This is a genomic window from Neorhizobium sp. T7_12 (assembly GCF_002968535.1).
In the GTDB taxonomy this organism is placed as follows: domain Bacteria; phylum Pseudomonadota; class Alphaproteobacteria; order Rhizobiales; family Rhizobiaceae; genus Neorhizobium; species Neorhizobium tomejilense.
In genome coordinates this window covers 235,692-252,996 of record NZ_PVBK01000003.1, presented here as the reverse complement: position 1 = coordinate 252,996, position 17,305 = coordinate 235,692, and the positions used below count along the sequence as shown (strand labels likewise).

The 17,305-nt window shown below is 63.1% G+C and carries 16 protein-coding genes; 4 read left to right on the top strand and 12 right to left on the bottom strand.

Annotated features, from left to right (window positions below):
- Positions 1–88: 88 nt before the first annotated feature.
- Positions 89–346, top strand: coding sequence for a hypothetical protein (locus tag C5J26_RS10235; RefSeq protein ID WP_105401649.1), 258 nt, complete (start codon positions 89–91; stop codon positions 344–346).
- 418 nt (positions 347–764) lie between these two features.
- Here C5J26_RS10235 and C5J26_RS10230 read toward each other — a convergent pair whose 3' ends face one another.
- Both C5J26_RS10230 and C5J26_RS10225 read right to left on the bottom strand, forming a co-directional pair.
- Positions 765–2,048: a cystathionine gamma-synthase family protein gene (locus tag C5J26_RS10230; RefSeq protein WP_105401648.1), complete on the bottom strand. Its 1,284-nt coding sequence runs from the start codon at positions 2,046–2,048 to the stop codon at positions 765–767.
- A gap of 96 nt (positions 2,049–2,144) precedes the next feature.
- Complete coding sequence (locus C5J26_RS10225; RefSeq protein WP_105401647.1) at positions 2,145–2,717, bottom strand: hypothetical protein; 573 nt, start codon at positions 2,715–2,717, stop codon at positions 2,145–2,147.
- Positions 2,718–3,002: 285 nt separating this feature from the next.
- Between C5J26_RS10225 and C5J26_RS10220 the strand changes: the two genes are divergently transcribed.
- Positions 3,003–4,412 carry a mannitol dehydrogenase family protein gene (locus C5J26_RS10220; protein WP_105401646.1) on the top strand — a complete coding sequence of 470 codons (1,410 nt, stop codon included), beginning with the start codon at positions 3,003–3,005 and terminating at the stop codon, positions 4,410–4,412.
- Between the two features lie 30 nt (positions 4,413–4,442).
- Here C5J26_RS10220 and C5J26_RS10215 read toward each other — a convergent pair whose 3' ends face one another.
- The 9 genes from C5J26_RS10215 to C5J26_RS10175 all read right to left on the bottom strand — a co-directional run bounded on the left by C5J26_RS10215 (position 4,443) and on the right by C5J26_RS10175 (position 13,430).
- Complete coding sequence (locus tag C5J26_RS10215) at positions 4,443–5,720, bottom strand: L-fuconate dehydratase (protein ID WP_105401645.1); 1,278 nt, start codon at positions 5,718–5,720, stop codon at positions 4,443–4,445.
- A gap of 17 nt (positions 5,721–5,737) precedes the next feature.
- On the bottom strand, positions 5,738–6,472 hold the full coding sequence (locus C5J26_RS10210) for an SDR family oxidoreductase (protein WP_105401644.1): 735 nt from the start codon (positions 6,470–6,472) through the stop codon (positions 5,738–5,740).
- Positions 6,473–6,538: 66 nt separating this feature from the next.
- Complete coding sequence (locus C5J26_RS10205) at positions 6,539–6,868, bottom strand: L-rhamnose mutarotase (RefSeq protein WP_105401867.1); 330 nt, start codon at positions 6,866–6,868, stop codon at positions 6,539–6,541.
- Positions 6,869–6,879: 11 nt separating this feature from the next.
- A complete protein-coding gene (locus tag C5J26_RS10200; RefSeq protein ID WP_105401643.1) occupies positions 6,880–7,887 on the bottom strand; it encodes a zinc-binding alcohol dehydrogenase family protein in 1,008 nt (335 codons plus the stop codon).
- A gap of 4 nt (positions 7,888–7,891) precedes the next feature.
- The gene (locus C5J26_RS10195; RefSeq protein WP_105401642.1) at positions 7,892–8,710 is read right to left on the bottom strand and encodes an amidohydrolase; all 819 of its coding nucleotides are present in this window, start codon (positions 8,708–8,710) and stop codon (positions 7,892–7,894) included.
- A gap of 3 nt (positions 8,711–8,713) precedes the next feature.
- Complete coding sequence (locus C5J26_RS10190; RefSeq protein ID WP_105401641.1) at positions 8,714–9,727, bottom strand: aldo/keto reductase; 1,014 nt, start codon at positions 9,725–9,727, stop codon at positions 8,714–8,716.
- Between the two features lie 74 nt (positions 9,728–9,801).
- Positions 9,802–10,743 carry an ABC transporter substrate-binding protein gene (locus tag C5J26_RS10185; protein ID WP_046607376.1) on the bottom strand — a complete coding sequence of 314 codons (942 nt, stop codon included), beginning with the start codon at positions 10,741–10,743 and terminating at the stop codon, positions 9,802–9,804.
- 98 nt (positions 10,744–10,841) lie between these two features.
- A complete protein-coding gene (locus C5J26_RS10180) occupies positions 10,842–11,870 on the bottom strand; it encodes an ABC transporter permease (protein ID WP_105401640.1) in 1,029 nt (342 codons plus the stop codon).
- A 9-nt stretch (positions 11,871–11,879) separates the two neighbouring features.
- On the bottom strand, positions 11,880–13,430 hold the full coding sequence (locus C5J26_RS10175; protein WP_105401866.1) for a sugar ABC transporter ATP-binding protein: 1,551 nt from the start codon (positions 13,428–13,430) through the stop codon (positions 11,880–11,882).
- Positions 13,431–13,724: 294 nt separating this feature from the next.
- Between C5J26_RS10175 and C5J26_RS10170 the strand changes: the two genes are divergently transcribed.
- Positions 13,725–14,426, top strand: a complete 702-nt coding sequence (locus C5J26_RS10170; protein WP_046638285.1) for a FadR/GntR family transcriptional regulator — start codon at positions 13,725–13,727, stop codon at positions 14,424–14,426.
- Positions 14,427–14,459: 33 nt separating this feature from the next.
- Positions 14,460–15,992, top strand: a complete 1,533-nt coding sequence (locus C5J26_RS10165) for a UxaA family hydrolase (RefSeq protein WP_105401639.1) — start codon at positions 14,460–14,462, stop codon at positions 15,990–15,992.
- 68 nt (positions 15,993–16,060) lie between these two features.
- Here C5J26_RS10165 and C5J26_RS10160 read toward each other — a convergent pair whose 3' ends face one another.
- Positions 16,061–17,296, bottom strand: coding sequence for an OpgC family protein (locus C5J26_RS10160; RefSeq protein ID WP_105401638.1), 1,236 nt, complete (start codon positions 17,294–17,296; stop codon positions 16,061–16,063).
- Positions 17,297–17,305 lie beyond the last annotated feature (9 nt).

The following is a 17,305-nucleotide window of genomic DNA, read 5'->3' as shown; positions in this document are numbered from 1 at the left end:
AAAACGGGCGAGCCCTCTTCTTTTTGAACCTGTTTGTTCTGCGTCAGGTTGGGGGCCTGCACCACGGCGGACCGGCGCAGGCCCTTGCATGGGCAGCTATTCTCCCTTGAAGCTCGGCAAGGCAATCGGCGCCTATGCCGCTGATGAAGTCTTCAATGGTCGACGGCGCTGCTTCGCCGGCCTCGTCGGCGGCGAAGTTCTGGAACAAGTAGTCCAATGCGGCATCCCGCCATGCAATGAAGGCGGTCGCCTCGGCAGCCCTTTGCGGCTCGGTGCTGCCGAGATAGCCAACAACCGTCGATCGGCTGCTGTATCTCGGCTCCTGCGCGAGGCCAGCGGCCACTGACCGCCAACTGTTGGAGTGCTTGCGCCTCTTGGAGGAAGGACAAAGCACCCTATCTGCCCGGATCGGCCTGGGCCGAGTTCAAAGCGTTGGCGAAAAGCTGGAAATCCCGCGAGGTCCAGAAGCTCATCAGTATTTCAAGACCTATCTCGGCTTCTGGAAAACTGCGACCGTTCTTCCTGCCGCCGGGCCAAGCCTGCAGAGGGGTTGCTTTCGGAAGCGCATCGCGCCAAGCCAGGTTGCCACGGCGCCTTCCCGCGCTGTATCGGCCCCGGTGGTGCGCGTTAGCGGAAGGTGCTGGCGGGTATGAGGCGGCTCGGCGGCGAGGGCGACGACGAGCCGAGGGTGGCAGCGGCAGGCCCGAACGCAGGCGAATGACGGCGCCCTATGCCGGCCGTCTCCAGGCGGCACCATGTGCCCGTCACGCCTTGTCGAGCGCGATCGTCAGGTCGGCGATCAGATCGTCGGGGTGCTCGATGCCGATCGACAGGCGGATGGTCGAATCGAGCACCCCGATCCTTAAGCGCACCTCGGCGGGCACGCCGGAATGGGTCATGGTCGCGGGGTGGCTGGCAAGTGATTCCGTGCCCCCGAGGCTCACCGCCAGCTTGAAGATCTGCAGCGCGTTCAAGAACCGGAACGAGGCCGGCTGGCCGCCCCTGATATCGAAGGAAAAGGTCGAGCCGCCGCCCGTGCACTGCGCCGCAAATACTTGTCCGACCGGCGATGCCGGGTCGTGATAGGGCAGGTAGTGGATGTTCTCGACATTCGGATGTCCGCGCAGGAAATCGGCGACGGCGAGCGCGTTGGTATTGGCCTTTTCCATGCGGATCGACAGTGTTTCCAGGCTGCGGCCAAGCATCCAGCAGGAATGCGGGTCGAGCTGCGTGCCGATCGCCCCGCGCAGCGCCTTCACCTGTTTCATCACCGCCTTGGCACCGAGTGCGGCGCCGGCGATCAGGTCCGAATGGCCGCCGACATATTTGGTCAGCGAATAAAGCGAGATATCCGCCCCGTGCTCGATCGGCCGCTGGAAGACCGGGCCGAGCAGCGTGTTGTCGCAGGCGATCACCGGACGATGGCCCTGTTTTTCGCCGATCGCCTCGGCCACCCGGCGGATCATCGCCACGTCCACCAGGCTGTTGGTCGGGTTCGCCGGCGTCTCGATCAGGATCACCGAGACGCGGCCCTTGCCCATCGCTTCTTCGGCCGCCGCCGTCACCGACTGCTCGTTGACTCCGTCCGCAAACCCGACCGCCGCGACACCCATGTTGAGGAAGGTTTTCGCAAGCAGCGTTTCGGTGCCGCCATAAAGCGGCTGCGAATGCAGTACGGCGTCGCCGGGGCGCACGAACGCCATTAGCGTCGTGGCGATCGCTGACATGCCGGAGGAAAACAGCACGCAGCTTTCGGTGCGCTCATAGACCGCCAGCCGGTCCTCGACGATCTCGCTGTTGGGATGGTTGAAGCGCGAATAAACCAGCCCCGCCCCGGTGCCCGCCGGCGGCTCGCGGCGCCCGGAGACGAAGTCGAAGAAGTCGCGGCCCTCCTCGGCGGACTTGAACACGAAGGTGGAGGTGAGGAAGACCGGCGGCTTGACCGCACCCTCGGAAAGCTCCGGATCGTAACCGTAGTTCAGCATCTGCGTTTCGGGATGGAGCTTGTGATTGCCGATATGCGTCTTGGACGGATGCGGGGCGGTCATTGTCGGTCTCCTGGCGTGAAAAAAGCGGATGCCATGACCGGAGATAATATCGGAAAAGCCGCCGCCAAGGGGCGCCACCTGCGAAAGCCGGGTGGCTCAGCGCGCCGCGGGCACAGCCGGAGGTGCGGCTGCCGCCGCCGGCTCTCCCCAGGCCGAGATCGGCTGTCCGCCCCTGGTCGTCACGCGCATGTCGTAGAGTGCAAGCGAGGCCTCGACCTGGCGCATGTCGGCGCAGCGGTTGATGATGCCGCCGACATATTGCACGCAGTCGCTGACATTGCCCTGTACCGCGCCGGTCGCCCAGTCCTTGATGATGCCGTCGGCACCGACCAGGAAATAGGAAAGCCGGTTGGTCTGCGACACGGTCGAGCGGCCGACCAGCCCGCCGAAGCTCGAACCGGTCTCGGTCGTTGCTGCCGGTGCGATATGCCGGTAGATCGTCATCCCGTTCTTCAGCGGCGTCGTGCCGATCATCGGCCCGAACGTCGCCTCGGAGCCGGAAAGCCGCGCCAGGGTCGACTGGTTGACATTGGCCACCTCCGCATAGGGGCGGCCCATCGCATAGCTGGTGAAGGACCGGTTGGCGGCATTTTCCGCCTTTTCCGCTACCTGCGAGCAGCCCGCCAGAGCCAAGCCGAACGCCACCGAAACAACTGCCAGAAAACGCATGAATGCCCCCTGTCCGCAACGTCCGTGCCAAAGACCCGGCCGGTCTCCGGTCTATCGGTGGATGTGCCGGGCGCCCCCGCGCCCCGATGGTTCGTCACTATCAGATTTTGCATGTTTTGAAAGCGCCGCTCCCGGCTCTTGCGTGCCGCCCCGATTGGAATCTCCGGCTTTCGGGGGCAGGTATCGGGACTATGCCCGTTGACCCATGCACTTGCGCAGGGCTATCACTGCTGGCGTCAATAAGGGAGGATGCCCGCGAGTATTTCAGGGCATCATGATCAAAGAATGCCACGCCTTTCCGCCTCCACCGCACTTGCCCCCCATGTCACCGCACCCGGTTTCGACCGGGCTCTTCTGAAGCCCGGCATCCTGCATATCGGGCTTGGCGCATTCCACCGCGCCCATCAGGCGGTCTATACGGATGCCGCGCTGGCCGCGGAGTTCGGGGACTGGGGTATTGTCGGCGTCAGCTTACGCTCGGTCGACATCGTCCATGATCTTGCGGCGCAGGATGGGCTTTATTCTGTGGTTGCCCGCAGCGCCGCAGGCGACAGCGCCCAGGTCGTCGGCTCGGTCACAAAAGGCCTGTCGGGCGTCGAGGACCAGGCGGAAATCCTGGCGCTGATGGCCGACCCGGCAATCCGGATCGTCACCATCACCGTCACCGAAAAGGCCTATGGCATCGACCCGGTATCCGGCGGGCTCGACCGCACCCATCCCTCCGTCAAGGCCGATCTTGACGATCCGACCTCGCCAAAAGGTGTGATCGGTTATCTGGTCGAAGGCCTTTCGCGCCGCCATGCCGCGGGCCTGCCGCCTTTTACCGTGCTTTGCTGCGACAACCTGCCGACCAACGGGCGGATCGTGCGGCGGCTGGTGATCGAACTGGCCGGCGCCCGGGATCCGGCGCTCGCCAACTGGATCGCCGGCCACGGCGCCTTTCCGTCCAGCATGGTCGATCGCATCGTGCCGGCCGCCACCGACGAGACGCGGGAGCTTGCCGAAACGCTGATCGGCGCCGAGGACAGGCTGGCGCTCGGCACGGAACCCTTCATGCAATGGGTGATCGAGGACCATTTCCTGGCCGGCCGGCCGAAATGGGAGGCCGGCGGCGCGCTTTTCGTCGACGATGTCGAGCCTTATGAGAAGATGAAGCTGCGGCTGCTCAACGGTTCCCATTCGCTGGTTGCCTATCTCGGCCAGTTGAAGGACCTCACATTCGTCCGCGACGTGATGGCCGTGCCGGAATACCGGGCGCTGGTGCGCCGCCACATGGCGGAGGCGGTGAAGACACTCGATCCGGTGCCGGGCATCGATCTCGGCGGCTATATGGACCAGCTGATCGAGCGCTTCGAGAACCCGACCATCGCCCACAAGACGCAGCAGATCGCCATGGACGGCACCCAGAAACTGCCGCAGCGCATCTTCGCAGGCGCCGTGGAAGCGCTGGCGAATGGTGGAGATGCGTCGTCTGCGGCTTACGTTGTGGCGCTCTGGATCGCCTATGCGCGCAAGACTGCGGAGATCAACGATCCGCGCGCGGCTGAGCTGAAGACTGCCGCCGCCAGGATGACGGCGGAGGATCCGTCGGCACCCTTCTTCGCGATTGCGGGCCTGTTCCCCCAGGCTCTCACGGAGAACAGCGCATGGCGCGCGCAGGTGAACGCGGAGCTTGAAAAACTGAATGCCGGCTGATGCCGGCATCCTCGTGGGCGTGCTCTTGTATCAGCCCTTGAAGGTGTAGTCGGCGATCGATTGCGGTTTCATCTCGATCGAGAAACCCGGTCGCACCGGTGGCATATAGGCCGCGTTTTCGATGATGCAGGGCTCGACGAAATGCTCATGCAGGTGGTCGACATATTCGATCACCCGGCCTTCCTTGGTGCCCGATACGGCAATGTAGTCGATCATCGACAGATGCTGCACATATTCGCACAGGCCGACGCCGCCGGCATGCGGCCAGACGGGAAGGCCGTATTTCGCCGCGAGCAGCAGCACCGCCAGCACCTCGTTCAGCCCGCCCATGCGGCATGAATCGATCTGCACGATGTCGATCGCGCCTTCGGCGATGAACTGCTTGAACATGATGCGGTTCTGGCACATCTCGCCGGTCGCGACCTTTACGGGACCGATCGCCTCTCGGATTTTGCGGTGGCCGGCAATGTCGTCCGGGCTGGTCGGCTCCTCGATGAAGAAGGGTTTTGCAAAGGCAAGTTTGTTGACCCAGTCGATCGCCTGGCCGACCTCCCAGACCTGGTTGGCATCGATCATCAGGTAACGGTCGGGACCGATCACTTCGCGGGCGATGGTCAGGCGCCTGATATCGTCTTCGAGATCGCGGCCGACCTTCATCTTCACATGGTTGAAGCCTGCATCGACGGCTTGCCTGCACAGCCGGCGCAGCTTCTCTTCTGGATAACCGAGCCAGCCGGCCGACGTCGTGTAGCAGGCATAACCCTCGCGCTTCAGCACCTCGATGCGCTCCGCCTTGCCCACTTCCGCCCGTTTCAGGATCGCCAGCGCATCCTCGCGCGACAGCACGTCGGTCAGGTAGCGATAATCGACGATATCGGCGATCTCTTCCGCCGACATCTCGGCAACCAGCTGCCAGACCGGCTTGCCCTTCTGCTTGGCGAGCAGATCCCAGAAGGCGTTGACGACGGCGCCGGTGGCGAGGTGGATGGCGCCTTTGTCCGGCCCGATCCAGCGCAGCTGGCTGTCGCTGGTCAGATGCCGCCAGAATTTTCCGGGCGCCTTGGCGAAGGTTTCGAGTTCCTGTCCGACCACCAGATGCCGCATCGCCTTGATCGCCATGCAGCAGATGTCGTTGCCCCGCCCGATCGTGAAGGTCAGGCCGTGTCCGGCAAGATCTCCGCTATCGGTATCGAGGATGACATAGGCCGCCGAATAATCCGGGTCCGGGTTCATCGCGTCGGAGCCGTCGAGGCTCTGCGATGTGGGGAAACGAAGATCGAAGACGCGGAGATCGGTGATGCGGGTCATGGTTCTCTCGTATTGCCTCAGATGGTCCAGCCGCCGTCGATGGCGTAAGCCTGGCCTGATGTATAGGTGGCGCCGGCGAGGTAGAGGGCGAGCTCGGCGATTTCTTCCGGAGTGCCGAGCCGGCCCATCGGCTGGCGGGCGATGAAGGCGGCGCGGGCCTCATCGTAATTGCCCTGGGCCCGCATGCGGTCCTGTAGCGAAGGGCTTTCGACGGTGCCCGGGCAGATGGCGTTGCAACGGATGCCGTCGGTCACATAATCGGCGGCGACGGATTTTGTGAGCCCGATCACGGCGGCCTTGGTGACGCCATAGGCGAAGCGGTTCGGCACGCCCTTGATGCTGGAAGCGACGGAAGACATGTTGATGATCGCGCCGTCCTTTTTCGCAAGCATGCCGGGCAGCACCGCCCGGATGGTGCGGATCATCGCCCGGACGTTGAGGTCGAGGGCGAAATCGAAGTCGCTGTCCTTCATCTCGAGGATCGAGCCCCCGTGAACGAAACCGGCGCAGTTGAAGAGGATGTCGACCGTGCCGATGCGCTCGACACAGGCGACGATGGCCGCGTTATCCAGCACGTCGAGCCTTGCGGTTCTCAGGTTGTCGAGTTTCGGCAGCGCAGCCAGCAAGCCTTCATTGATATCGGTTGCATGGACCATCGCGCCGGCTTCTGCAAAGGCGAGCGCCGCCGCCCGGCCGATGCCCTGGCCTGCGGCGGTCACCAATGCGGTTTTTCCATCAAGTCTGATCGTCATGTCTTATCCTCGAATTGCCGGTTCTCATACCGTTTTGGCGGGCCGTCAGTCTGATTGAGGAGATCCTCAATCCAGATGAAAGACCTCTTCCATCATCGCCCACCACTCGCCTTCTTTGCGGCTGTCGAGCGGCTTCTGGCAAGGGATGGTGAGAGACCACCATTCCTGATTTTTAGGGTCGGCGGCTATTTTTGCCATGTCGGCTTCGAAATCGGTGCCGTGATATTCCCAGGTGCCGAACAGCAGGTTCTCCGGCTCGCGCAGGAAGATCGTATAGTTCCGGATGTTGGCGCGGCTGATGAGGGCGAGCACGTCCGGCCAGACGGCGGCGTGCAGGCGCTTGTATTCCGCGATCATCTGCGGCTCGATGCCGATCACCATGCCCATTCGCTGCATCATCGCCTCCTTCAGACTTCCACCAGCGCCTTGACGACGCCTGCCGCCGGATCGGTCAGTCCTGCAAAACGTTCCGGTACTTCCGACAGCACCATTCTATGGGTGATCAGGGCCGCGGGGATCCTGCCCTCGCGCATGGCCTGCATCACCCGCTCGAAATCCGCGGCCGTCGCATTGCGGCTGCCGAGCAGCGTCGTCTCGCGCTTGTGGAATTCCGGATCGGAAAAGGTGATGTCGCTCGAAACGATCGAGACGAGCACGTAGGTGCCGCCATGGGCGACGAAACCGAACCCGCGTTCGATCGCTTTCGGATTGCCGGTCGCATCGAAGACGGCGTCGAAGAAGTCGCCGCCGGTCAGGCCTGAGAGCTGATCGTGGTCGTCCGGACCAAGTCGAACCGTGGAGGCGAGCCCAAGCTGCTGGCGGGCGAAGTCCAGCCGGTCGCCACGGCTGTCGAGAAGCGTCACCGCTGCGCCCTCAAGCGTCGCGAAGATCGCGACCGCCAGCCCGATCGGACCGGCGCCGGTGACCAGAACGCTCTGTCCCGGCTCGATCCGGGCGCGGGCAACCGCATGGGCGCCGATCGCCAGAAATTCCACCATGGCCGCCTGATCGAGCGAAAGGCCTTCGGCCTTCAGCACGAATTCTTCCGGCAGGCTCAGATATTCGGTCATGCCGCCGTCGCGATGCACGCCGAGGACGCCGAGGTTGCGGCAGCAATTGGTCCGGCCCTTGAGGCACGCATGGCAGTGGCCGCAGGAGATATAGGGCATGATCGAGACGGTATCGCCGACCTCAAGCGCACTGCCGGCCGGTGCTTCCTCGACCGTTCCGGCGAGCTCGTGACCCATGACGCGCGGATAAGAGAGATAGGGCTGGTTGCCGGTGAAGATGTGCAGGTCGGTACCGCAGACGCCGATGCGCCGCAGCTTCACCAGCACTTCACCCTCGCCGCGAAGAGGTTTGGGGCGGTCGATGGCGCTGAGTTTGCCTGGTTCGTCGCAGATGATAGTCAGCATACTCTTACGCTCCGAGTCGATAGAAACGCTGGGCATTGCCGCCGAAGACCTCGCCATGAGCGTCGGCGGGCACGATATCGAGGCATTGGTCCAGCCAGGTCTGGTAATCTCCGGCAAGCCTCAGCACCGGCCAATCGCTGCCCCAGATGACCCGTTCTCGGCCGAACAGGTCGAAAATGGTTTCGGCATAGGGCCGAACCGCCTGGGGCTTCTGGTCGCCCGCCTCGGTCAGCAGGCCGGACAGCTTGCAATGAACGTTCGGCAGTTCGGCGAGCACTTTCATCCGCGCATACCAGTCGATGAAACGGCCTTCAGCAATCGGCGGCTTGGCACCGTGGTCGATGACGATCGGCAGATCCGGGTGTCGCCGGGCGAAGGCAAGCAGCGGTTCGAGGTGGCGCGGCAGCACCAGCGCGTCGAAGACCAGATTGTGCTCGCACATAGCTGCCACGGCTGCATCGAGCGCCGGATCGTTGATCCAGAGGTCGTCGGCGATATCCTGCAGCATCGGCCGCAGCCCTTTAAGCTTCGGATGCCGGGCCAGCCGGGCAATGGCTGCCGGCGCGCCGGGCGCCTTCATATCGGTCCAGCCGACCACGCCGAGGATGAAGGGCGTCTTGTCGGCGACATCGAGCATGAAGGCGGTGTCCGCCTCGCTCTCCATGGTCTGCACCAGCACCGTGCCGTCGATGCCGGCGGCATCGAGAAGCGGGCGCATATCGCCGGGCAGGAAGTCCCGGTGAATTGCCTGAAGCTCGGCCGGCGGCCATTGGCCGGTCCGGTCCGCGATCCGCCAGAAATGCTGATGCGCGTCGATCCGCATGGTTCAGCCCCCCTGGCAGGGCAGCGGTGCGCCATCGGCGATCAGCCCGCGGGTTTTCAGGCGTGACCAGAAGGAGGCCGGGATTTCTTCTCCGAACCAGTCGACATTCGACTTGATCTGTTCGGCGGTGCGTGCGCCGGAGACGACGGTCACCACGGCCGGATGGGCGAGGGGGAATTGCAATGCCGCCGCCTGCAGGCTGACGCCCTCTTCCTCGCAAGCCGCGCGCAACACGTCGACGCGGGCGAGAATATCGGCAGGAGCGTCGGTATAATTGAATTTGCGGTTGCCGGCGAGCAGGCCGGAATTGAACGGCCCGGCCACCACGATGCCGACGCCTTGGCTGGCGCAGTCGTCCATGAAGGAAAGGCTCTGCTGTTCAAGTAGCGTGTAACGGCCGGCGAGCATGGCGACGTCGATATCGAAGACCTGCATCGCGTCGCGGATGATCTCCCATTCGTTGACGCCGAGGCCGACCGCCTTGGTAAGCCCTTCCTCACGCAGCTTCTTCAGCGCGCGAAAGCCGCCGCCGGCGGTGAGCTGGTACCAGTAGTGCTGATGCCGGTCGCCATGGGTCATGCTGCCGATATCGTGGATGTAGAGAATATCGGGCTTGAGGATGCCGAGCCGCTGCTGGCTTGCCTCGAAGGACCACATGATGCCGTCGTAGCTGTAATCGAAGACCGGCCGGAAGGGCAGCGGCTCGACATACCCATCTTCCTGCGAGCCGACCGTCTCGTCCGGCTGCATGAGCCGGCCGACCTTGGTGCTGAGCACGAAGTCGCCGCGCGGCAGGTCCGTCAGCATGGTGCCGAGCCGCCGTTCGGAACGCGTATATCCGTAGAAGGGCGCCGTATCGTAATAGCGGATGCCGGCCTCCCAGGCGGCTCCAAAGGCGCCGGCCGATTCCTCGTAGGAGGTCTTGTGGTAGAGACTGCCCATCTGCGCGCAGCCGAGCCCCATCTGGGTCAATTCGACGGAGGCGTGGGGCAGCTTGCGGCGCTCGGTGACATTCATGGGATCGTCCGAAGTCCTTTGGAATAGGATCACGGACGCGCACCATTCGCGATGCGCGCCCGCTGGGGGTAAGGTTAGTAGAGAACGTTCTTGGCTTCCGGTTTGTCGATATTGTCCTTGGTGACGACGACGACACCGGTATCGACGAACTTTTCGACCTTCTCCTTGTTGATCGACTGGAGCACGGTCTTGACGCCGAGTTCGCCCATCTGGAAGGAGCCCTGCACCGCGATGGCGGAAAGCGTTCCGTCTTTCACGAATTCCTGCAGGTCCTGGTTTCCGTCAAACCCGATCGCGACCACCTTGCCGGCCTTGCCGGACTGTTTCAGCGCGCGGCCCATGCCGATCGCCGTCGGCTCGTTGGCGCCGAAAATGCCCTTGAGGTCGGAATTGGCGGCAAGCACGTCGGTCGTCTGGTTGAGCGCGGTCGCCATCTGGGACTGCGAGTAGAACGGTCCGACGATGGTCAGCTTCGAGTTCGCCTTGATATAGTCGGTAAAGCCACCGACACGGCCGATTTCCGAGCCGGCACCCGCGACGTAGGACATCACGGCGATCTTGCCTTCCTTGCCCACCTTGTCGATCAGCGCCTTGGCGGCAAGCTCGCCGGCCTTCTTGTTGTCGGTGGCGAGGAACGACTGGTAATACTGCTCGGATCCCTTGGCGAGCAGCGAGTCGACGATGATGACCGGAATGCGGGCTTCCCAGGCCTTCTTGACGGCCGGAACCAGTGCGTCCGGATCGGACGGCGCCAGCACGATGCCGGAAACCTTGCGGTTGACGGCGTTCTCGACCATGTTGACCTGGTCGGCGATCGCGGATTCCGCAGCCGGTCCCTGGAAGGTCATGGTGTTGCTGCCCCCGCCGGCCTTCATGGCGGCATCGGCACCCTTCTGGACATTCTGCCAGAAGGTGGAATTGACGGTCTTCACGATCACGGCGATTTCGCCAGCCTGAGCCGAGAACGCAGTCAGTGCGATCACGGATGTCAGCAGTGCGGCAGCAAGCTTTTTCATGTCTTCCTCCTCTTTTCGTTGGCCTGAAACGGCCGGTTTTTCTAGAGAGCTCCTCACTCCCTTGACGTCTCGCGGGTAAAGGTCCGCGTGCCCTTATCTCAGCGGCGGTTGCGCAACTGGTCGATCCATACGGTGACCAGGATGACGAGGCCGATGATGATCTGCTGCGTGAAGGCGGAGACGCCGTTCATGTTGAGGCCGTTGCGAAGGATGCCGATCACGAAGGCGCCGATCGCGGTTCCGGAAATCGTGCCGACGCCGCCGATCAGCGAGGTGCCGCCGATCACGGCGCTGGCGATCGCATCCAGTTCGTACATCACGCCCTCGTTCGGCTGGGCGGTGACGAGGCGTGACATCAGCACGCAGCCGGTCAGGCCGGCGAGCGTGCCGGAGAGAACGTAGGTGAAGCTGACGATGCGGGCGACATTGACGCCCGAAAGCCGCGCAGCATCCGCATTCGAGCCGACCGCATAGATATGCCGGCCGAGCACCGAGCGGTTGAGCATGTAGGAGACGGCGATGGCGATCGCGATCATCAGGATGACCGGGTAGGGGATGCCGGGGAAAACGATGGTCGGGAAGCCGTCGTCGCCGATGGTGACGACCCGGAAGAGCGAGCCGTTACCGAGCTCGCCGAAGGATTCGCCAAGCCCCGAGACGGCCCGCGCGCCGGTGATCTGCAGCGCCACACCGCGGGCGATCAGCATCATGCCGAGTGTCGCTATGAACGGCGGCAGCTTCATCTTGGTGACGAGAATGCCATTGACGTAACCGCAGGCCGAGCCGGTGAGAATGCCGCAGATCATGCCAAGCCAGACGGGCGTTCCGAAATCCTTGACCGCCAGCGCCGCGACCACCCCGGAAAGCGCCAGGACCGAGCCGACCGACAGGTCGATGCCGCCGGTGATGATGACGCAGGTGGCGCCGATGCCGAGAAAGGCGATCGAGGTCACCTGCAGCGCCACCGTCATGCCGTTGTCGATGGTGAAGAAGGCGCTGCTGGTCGCCGAAAACACCCCGATCAGCACGAACAGGCTGCCGAGCGCGGCGAATTTCTGGATGATATCCTTCTGGCGGTCGCTGAACGTGCCGCTCTTCTGTTTCGAAACTTCGGTGATTTCAGCCATGTTATGCCCTCATCCTGCCGACCGAGCGTAGCCGGAGGCGTATCGCATGATCTCTTCCTGGTCGGTTTTCGCAGTCTCCAGCACGCCGGTGATCCGGCCCTGGTGGAAGACGGCGACGCGGTCGGTCATGCCGAGAATTTCCGGAAGCTCGGAACTGATCAGCACGACGCCGATGCCGTTTGCCGCAAGCTCGTCCATGATCCGGTAGATCGCAAGCTTGGCGCCCACGTCGATGCCGCGGGTCGGTTCGTCGAAGAACAGCAGCTTCGACTTCCGGAACAGCCATTTGCCGATGATGATCTTCTGCTGGTTGCCGCCCGAAAGCAGCCGCACCGGCTGCTTGATCGAGGGCGTGCGGATGTTCAGGAGATCGATGTACTCTTTCGTCGCCCGGGCATGCTTGGCAAAGTCGATCAGGCCGAAGCGGTTCGAGACCGCCTCCATGTTGGCGAGCGTCATGTTGACGTCGACCGGCATCTTGACCGCCAGCCCTTGCGCCTTCCGGTCCTCGGACAGATAGGCGATGCCGGCGGTGATCGCATCGCGCGGCGAGGTGATGGTCAGCGTATGGCCATGCAGGGTGACCGTGCCGGTATCGAGCGGATCGGCGCCGAAGATAGCGCGCGCCACTTCCGTGCGTCCGGCGCCCATCAGGCCGGCAAAGCCGAGGATCTCGCCGCGGCGCAGCGTGAAGGAAATATCGCGGAAGACGCCGGCGCGCGAAAGGCCTTGCGCCGAGAAGATGACCTCGTCGCTCGGGACCGAGGTCCGTTCCGGAAACTTCTCCTCCAGCGACCGGCCGACCATTTTGGAGACGATCGCGTCGATGCTGGTGGCGACAAAATCGTCGGTGGCGATGTAGCGGCCGTCGCGCAGCACCGTGACCCGGTCGACGATCTCGGACATTTCGTCGAGCCTATGCGAGATATAGACGATGCCGACGCCCGACGCCTTCAGGTCGCGGATGACCTTGAACAGCAGCCGCGTCTCCTGCTCGGTCAGCGACGACGTCGGTTCGTCCATGATCAGCACTTCGGCGTCGAGAGACAGCGCCTTGGCGATCTCGACCATCTGGCACTGGGCGACGGACAGGCCCCGCACCGGACGATCCGGATTGATGTCGACCCCCAGCCGGTCGAGGCAGCGCTTGGCGTCGGCGCGCAGCTTCTTGCGGTCGACGAGGAAGCTTCCGCCGAGGAAACCACGGCGCGGCTCGCGGGCGAGATAGATGTTTTCCGCCACCGTCAGGTGCGGCACGAGATTGAGTTCCTGGTGGATGATGGCGATGCCGGCGGCTTCGGATTCCCGCGTCGAGGAGAAATGCCGTTCCTCGCCCTTGTAGGTGATCGTGCCGGCGCTCGGCTGGTAGACGCCGCTGACGATCTTCATCAGCGTCGATTTGCCTGCGCCGTTTTCGCCGCAGACCGCATGAACCTCACCGCGGCGGAGGTCGAAATGGACGTTGGCAAGCGCTTTGACGCCCGGGAAGTCCTTGCTGATATTGTCGAGGCGGAGCAGCGGCTGGGTGTTGGAAGCCGATGCGGCACGGCCCGGCAGCATGGCGGCGCCATGCATAGTCTGCCCAAGCTCGGCCGGACGGTTTTCCACATTTGCCTCCCCGGGCCGGTCAGGCCCATTCACCGGCGGCTCCTCCCTCCGGCGTTGACAATGGGTAAACCTGAGGGCGGAAGTGGTCAAGCCAATTTTTTCAGAACCCACGTGCCGACCCGTGACGGCGAAAGGAACAGGAGGCAAAAGTGATTAAAGTCGTTGAAAATCAACGACTGAAATTTGTTTGTTGCTCTCCGCACGCCTGCTGATATGGTAAGGCCACATTGTCAGGACGGCGAATTTATGAACGGACCCATCAAGACGGCAGAACCGCGGCGGCTGTATCAGCAGATAGCCGACCAGATCCGGGTGCTGATCCAGGGCGGCCAGTTTCCGGCCGGCGCACGCCTGCCGGCGGAGCGGGAGCTTGCCCAACAGCTTGGCGTTTCGCGCCCGTCCTTGCGCGAAGCGCTGATCGCGCTTGAGATCGACGGAAGCGTCGAAATCCGAATGGGGTCGGGTATCTACGTGACGGCCGAGCCGGACCGCCGGCCATGGCAAAGCGGCTCCATGGGCGAAAGCCCGCTCGAACTGATGCAGGCAAGGGCCGCCGTCGAAGGCGCGGTCATCCTGCTCGCAGCGGCAAGGATCACGCCGGAGACGTTGCGGTCGCTGCGCCAGACGCTCGACCAGATGCGCACGGAGATCGCCGAAGGGCGCAAGGCGCTCGACCTCGACCGGCTTTTCCATCTGACCATCGCCAGCCAGTCGGGCAATTCGGTGCTGGCGCATATCGTCGGCGACCTGTTCGACGAGCGCCACAGCCCGATGTCGGCGCAGATCCGGGTGCGGTTCGAGACCCCGCAGACCTGGGGCGCCGCCCTGGCCGAACACGAGGCGATCTATGCGGCGCTGGAAACACGCAACCCGCTTCTCGCCCAGGCGATGATGCATGCCCATCTGGAAGAATCGAAACAGCGCTGGATGAACCACGAGACACGGTGATATTCCTGTGGCGGTTTCGGGAGGAAACAAAAAATGGATTTTGCGGCTTCACCTATCATCATCTTGAACCCGATCGACGACGTGGGTGTCGCACGGCGGTCGATGCAGGCCGGCGCGCCGACCGGTTTCGGCGACCTTGCGGCCCGCGAACTGATCGGCCGCGGCCACAAGGTAGCGATCAGGGCAATACCCAACGGCGGCGAGGTCAAGAAATACGGCCAGGTGATCGGCGTCGCAACGCAGGACATCGCCCCCGGCAGCCATGTACACCTGCATAACCTTGCCATGCTGCCCTCGGAGCACGAGCACCAGTTCAGCGTCGATATCGAGGAAAAGGGCATGCTGCCGGACGCCGAGCGGCGCACCTTCATGGGCTATGACCGGGGCCTTGGCGGCGCCGGCACCCGCAACTATATCGGCGTCATCTCGTCGGTGAACTGTTCCGCCACGGTGTCGCGCTACATCGCCGACTATTTCAACCGTCTGGGCGGGTTGGACGGTTTCGACAATATCGACGGCGTCGTGGCGCTCACCCATGGTGGCGGCTGTGCGCTCAACAACAAGTCGGAAGGTTACCGGCTGCTGATCCGCACCATCCAGGGATATGCACGGCATCCGAATTTCGGCGGCATCCTGATGATCGGCCTCGGCTGCGAAACCAACCAGATCGCGCCGATCCTCGAACATTACCGCATGGAAGAGGGCGAACGGCTGCGGACCATGAACATCCAGCAGCATGGCGGCACCCGCAAGACCATCGATGCGGCAATTGCGATCATCAAGGAAATGCTGCCCGGCGTGAATGCCGCGACGCGCACGCCGCAACCTCTGTCGAAACTGAAACTGGCGCTCGAATGCGGCGGTTCGGACGGTTATTCCGGGATTTCCGCCAATCCGGCGCTTGGTTATGCCTCGGACCTGATCGTCCGCAACGGCGGTACGACGGTGCTGTCGGAAACGCCGGAGATCTACGGCGCCGAACATCTGCTCACCCGCCGCGCGGTGACGCCGGACGTCGCCCAAAAACTTCTGCAGCGGATCGACTGGTGGCGGGACTATACCGCCCGCAACGGCGATGAGCTGAACAACAACCCGTCACACGGCAACAAGCTCGGCGGCCTGACCACGATCCTGGAAAAGTCGCTCGGCGCGGTCGCCAAGGGCGGTTCGATGCCGTTGAAGGCGGTCTACGAGTTCGCCGAGACGGTCACGGAACCGGGTTTCGTGTTCATGGATACGCCCGGCTACGATCCGGTCGCGGTGACCGGGCAAGTGGCGGGCGGCTGCAACGTCATCTGTTTCACCACCGGCCGCGGCTCGGTTTCGGGCTTCAAGCCGTCGCCCTGCATCAAGATCGCCACCAATTCCGAAATGTACGAGCACATGAAGGAAGACATGGACTTGAACTGCGGCGGCATCGTCACCGGCGAGGAGACGATCGAACAGGCGGGGCTGCGGATTTTCGAGGATGTGATCGCGGTCGCCTCGGGCAAGAAGACGCTCAGCGAGATCTACGACTATGGCGACAACGAATTCGTGCCGTGGCAGGTCGGGGCAGTGACGTAAAATACCCCTCTCCGAAATTCCAAGGGCAGTGGCCTGAGCCACTGCCCTTAATTTTGCCTGGAGCGGGCTTACCGAATGACCATCTGCTGTGGTGCGCCGGGCTTTACCGGCTGCTGCACCTTGACCGGCGCCGGTTCCGCCGTGCCGAACAGCTTGTCGCGTTCGCGCCACAGGGCCGGCAGCGACAGCAGCGCGATCGAGACCAGCGCAATCGCCGTCTTGGTGAACTCGTCGAGCTCCGGCGTCCGTCCGTCGAAATAGTAGACGAAATAGACGATCGCGACGTGCCACACATAGACGTAGAGCGAGTGGCGGCCGAGAAGCTGCAGGTACTTGATCGAGAACACCCAGGTGATGGCACCGGCGATCCGGCGTACCCATTCGGCCTTGTGCTTCGGGCCCGCCACGATCAGCCAGGTGACGAGCATGGCGACGGCTGCGAAGTTCAGGAGATAGACCGGGCCGAAATCGGCGCGGATCTCCATCGAGGCGAACTTGCCGATCATGTGCGGCGGCATCAGTTCATGCGCGGTGATCAGGCGCAGCGGCAGGAAGAAGAGAACCATCAGCAGCGCCAGCTTCGGGATGAAGGTATTGTCCGGCGACAGGATATTGCTCCACTTGATCTTGCCGGACGAGGTCAGCGCGCCGAGCACGAGGCCCGAATAGAACACGACCTGCCAGCCGAGCAGGTTGAACGATACGCGGATGCCCTGGTCGTCCGCCCCCATGACCATGTCGTTGAGCGGTGTCGTGGCGATCTGCTGCAGGCCGAGCTGGGCCGCCATCCACAGGATCACCGAACCGGCCACCACGTAATGCCACTTGTCCTCCAGCACGAGTTTCACCAGCATCGGCGCGAAGAGCATGTAGACGATATACTGGGGCAGGATGTCCATGAAGGTCGGCTGGTAGAGGAAGGTCGCGATCGCTGCGAGACGCAGCGGGTCGTCGAAGGTCGTGTAACCCAGCCAATTGAACCAGATCGAATAGGCGCCGGGCAGAAGCATCTGCGCGACCAGCACAACCAGCACGATGCCCATCGCATAACGATAAAGCTCGAACGCCCGGTTGTAGATGGCCGTCCGTCCGGCCGCATAACCGTTCTTCAGCATCTTCTTGGCATAGACCATGCCGATCAGCAGGCCGGACAGGAAAACGAAGCCCTGGGCGTCTTCAACGAAGGCGAGCTGATTGTGGTTGATCTTCACCAGAAGATAGCCGCCGGCAAAGATCAGATGGTTCAGCACCATGAAAACGAGGAAATATCCTCGCATACCATCAATAATATCAAAGCGTTTCATCGGTCGCGG

What these genes read in the sequence shown, in the direction of transcription:
- C5J26_RS10235 (WP_105401649.1), top strand. Translation starts at nt 89, where the DNA reads ATGGGCAGCTATTCTCCCTTGAAGCTCGGCAAGGCAATCGGCGCCTAT.
- C5J26_RS10230 (WP_105401648.1), bottom strand. Translation starts at nt 2,048, where the DNA reads ATGACCGCCCCGCATCCGTCCAAGACGCATATCGGCAATCACAAGCTC.
- C5J26_RS10225 (WP_105401647.1), bottom strand. Translation starts at nt 2,717, where the DNA reads ATGCGTTTTCTGGCAGTTGTTTCGGTGGCGTTCGGCTTGGCTCTGGCG.
- C5J26_RS10220 (WP_105401646.1), top strand. Translation starts at nt 3,003, where the DNA reads ATGCCACGCCTTTCCGCCTCCACCGCACTTGCCCCCCATGTCACCGCA.
- C5J26_RS10215 (WP_105401645.1), bottom strand. Translation starts at nt 5,720, where the DNA reads ATGACCCGCATCACCGATCTCCGCGTCTTCGATCTTCGTTTCCCCACA.
- C5J26_RS10210 (WP_105401644.1), bottom strand. Translation starts at nt 6,472, where the DNA reads ATGACGATCAGACTTGATGGAAAAACCGCATTGGTGACCGCCGCAGGC.
- C5J26_RS10205 (WP_105401867.1), bottom strand. Translation starts at nt 6,868, where the DNA reads ATGCAGCGAATGGGCATGGTGATCGGCATCGAGCCGCAGATGATCGCG.
- C5J26_RS10200 (WP_105401643.1), bottom strand. Translation starts at nt 7,887, where the DNA reads ATGCTGACTATCATCTGCGACGAACCAGGCAAACTCAGCGCCATCGAC.
- C5J26_RS10195 (WP_105401642.1), bottom strand. Translation starts at nt 8,710, where the DNA reads ATGCGGATCGACGCGCATCAGCATTTCTGGCGGATCGCGGACCGGACC.
- C5J26_RS10190 (WP_105401641.1), bottom strand. Translation starts at nt 9,727, where the DNA reads ATGAATGTCACCGAGCGCCGCAAGCTGCCCCACGCCTCCGTCGAATTG.
- C5J26_RS10185 (WP_046607376.1), bottom strand. Translation starts at nt 10,743, where the DNA reads ATGAAAAAGCTTGCTGCCGCACTGCTGACATCCGTGATCGCACTGACT.
- C5J26_RS10180 (WP_105401640.1), bottom strand. Translation starts at nt 11,870, where the DNA reads ATGGCTGAAATCACCGAAGTTTCGAAACAGAAGAGCGGCACGTTCAGC.
- C5J26_RS10175 (WP_105401866.1), bottom strand. Translation starts at nt 13,430, where the DNA reads ATGCTGCCGGGCCGTGCCGCATCGGCTTCCAACACCCAGCCGCTGCTC.
- C5J26_RS10170 (WP_046638285.1), top strand. Translation starts at nt 13,725, where the DNA reads ATGAACGGACCCATCAAGACGGCAGAACCGCGGCGGCTGTATCAGCAG.
- C5J26_RS10165 (WP_105401639.1), top strand. Translation starts at nt 14,460, where the DNA reads ATGGATTTTGCGGCTTCACCTATCATCATCTTGAACCCGATCGACGAC.
- C5J26_RS10160 (WP_105401638.1), bottom strand. Translation starts at nt 17,296, where the DNA reads ATGAAACGCTTTGATATTATTGATGGTATGCGAGGATATTTCCTCGTT.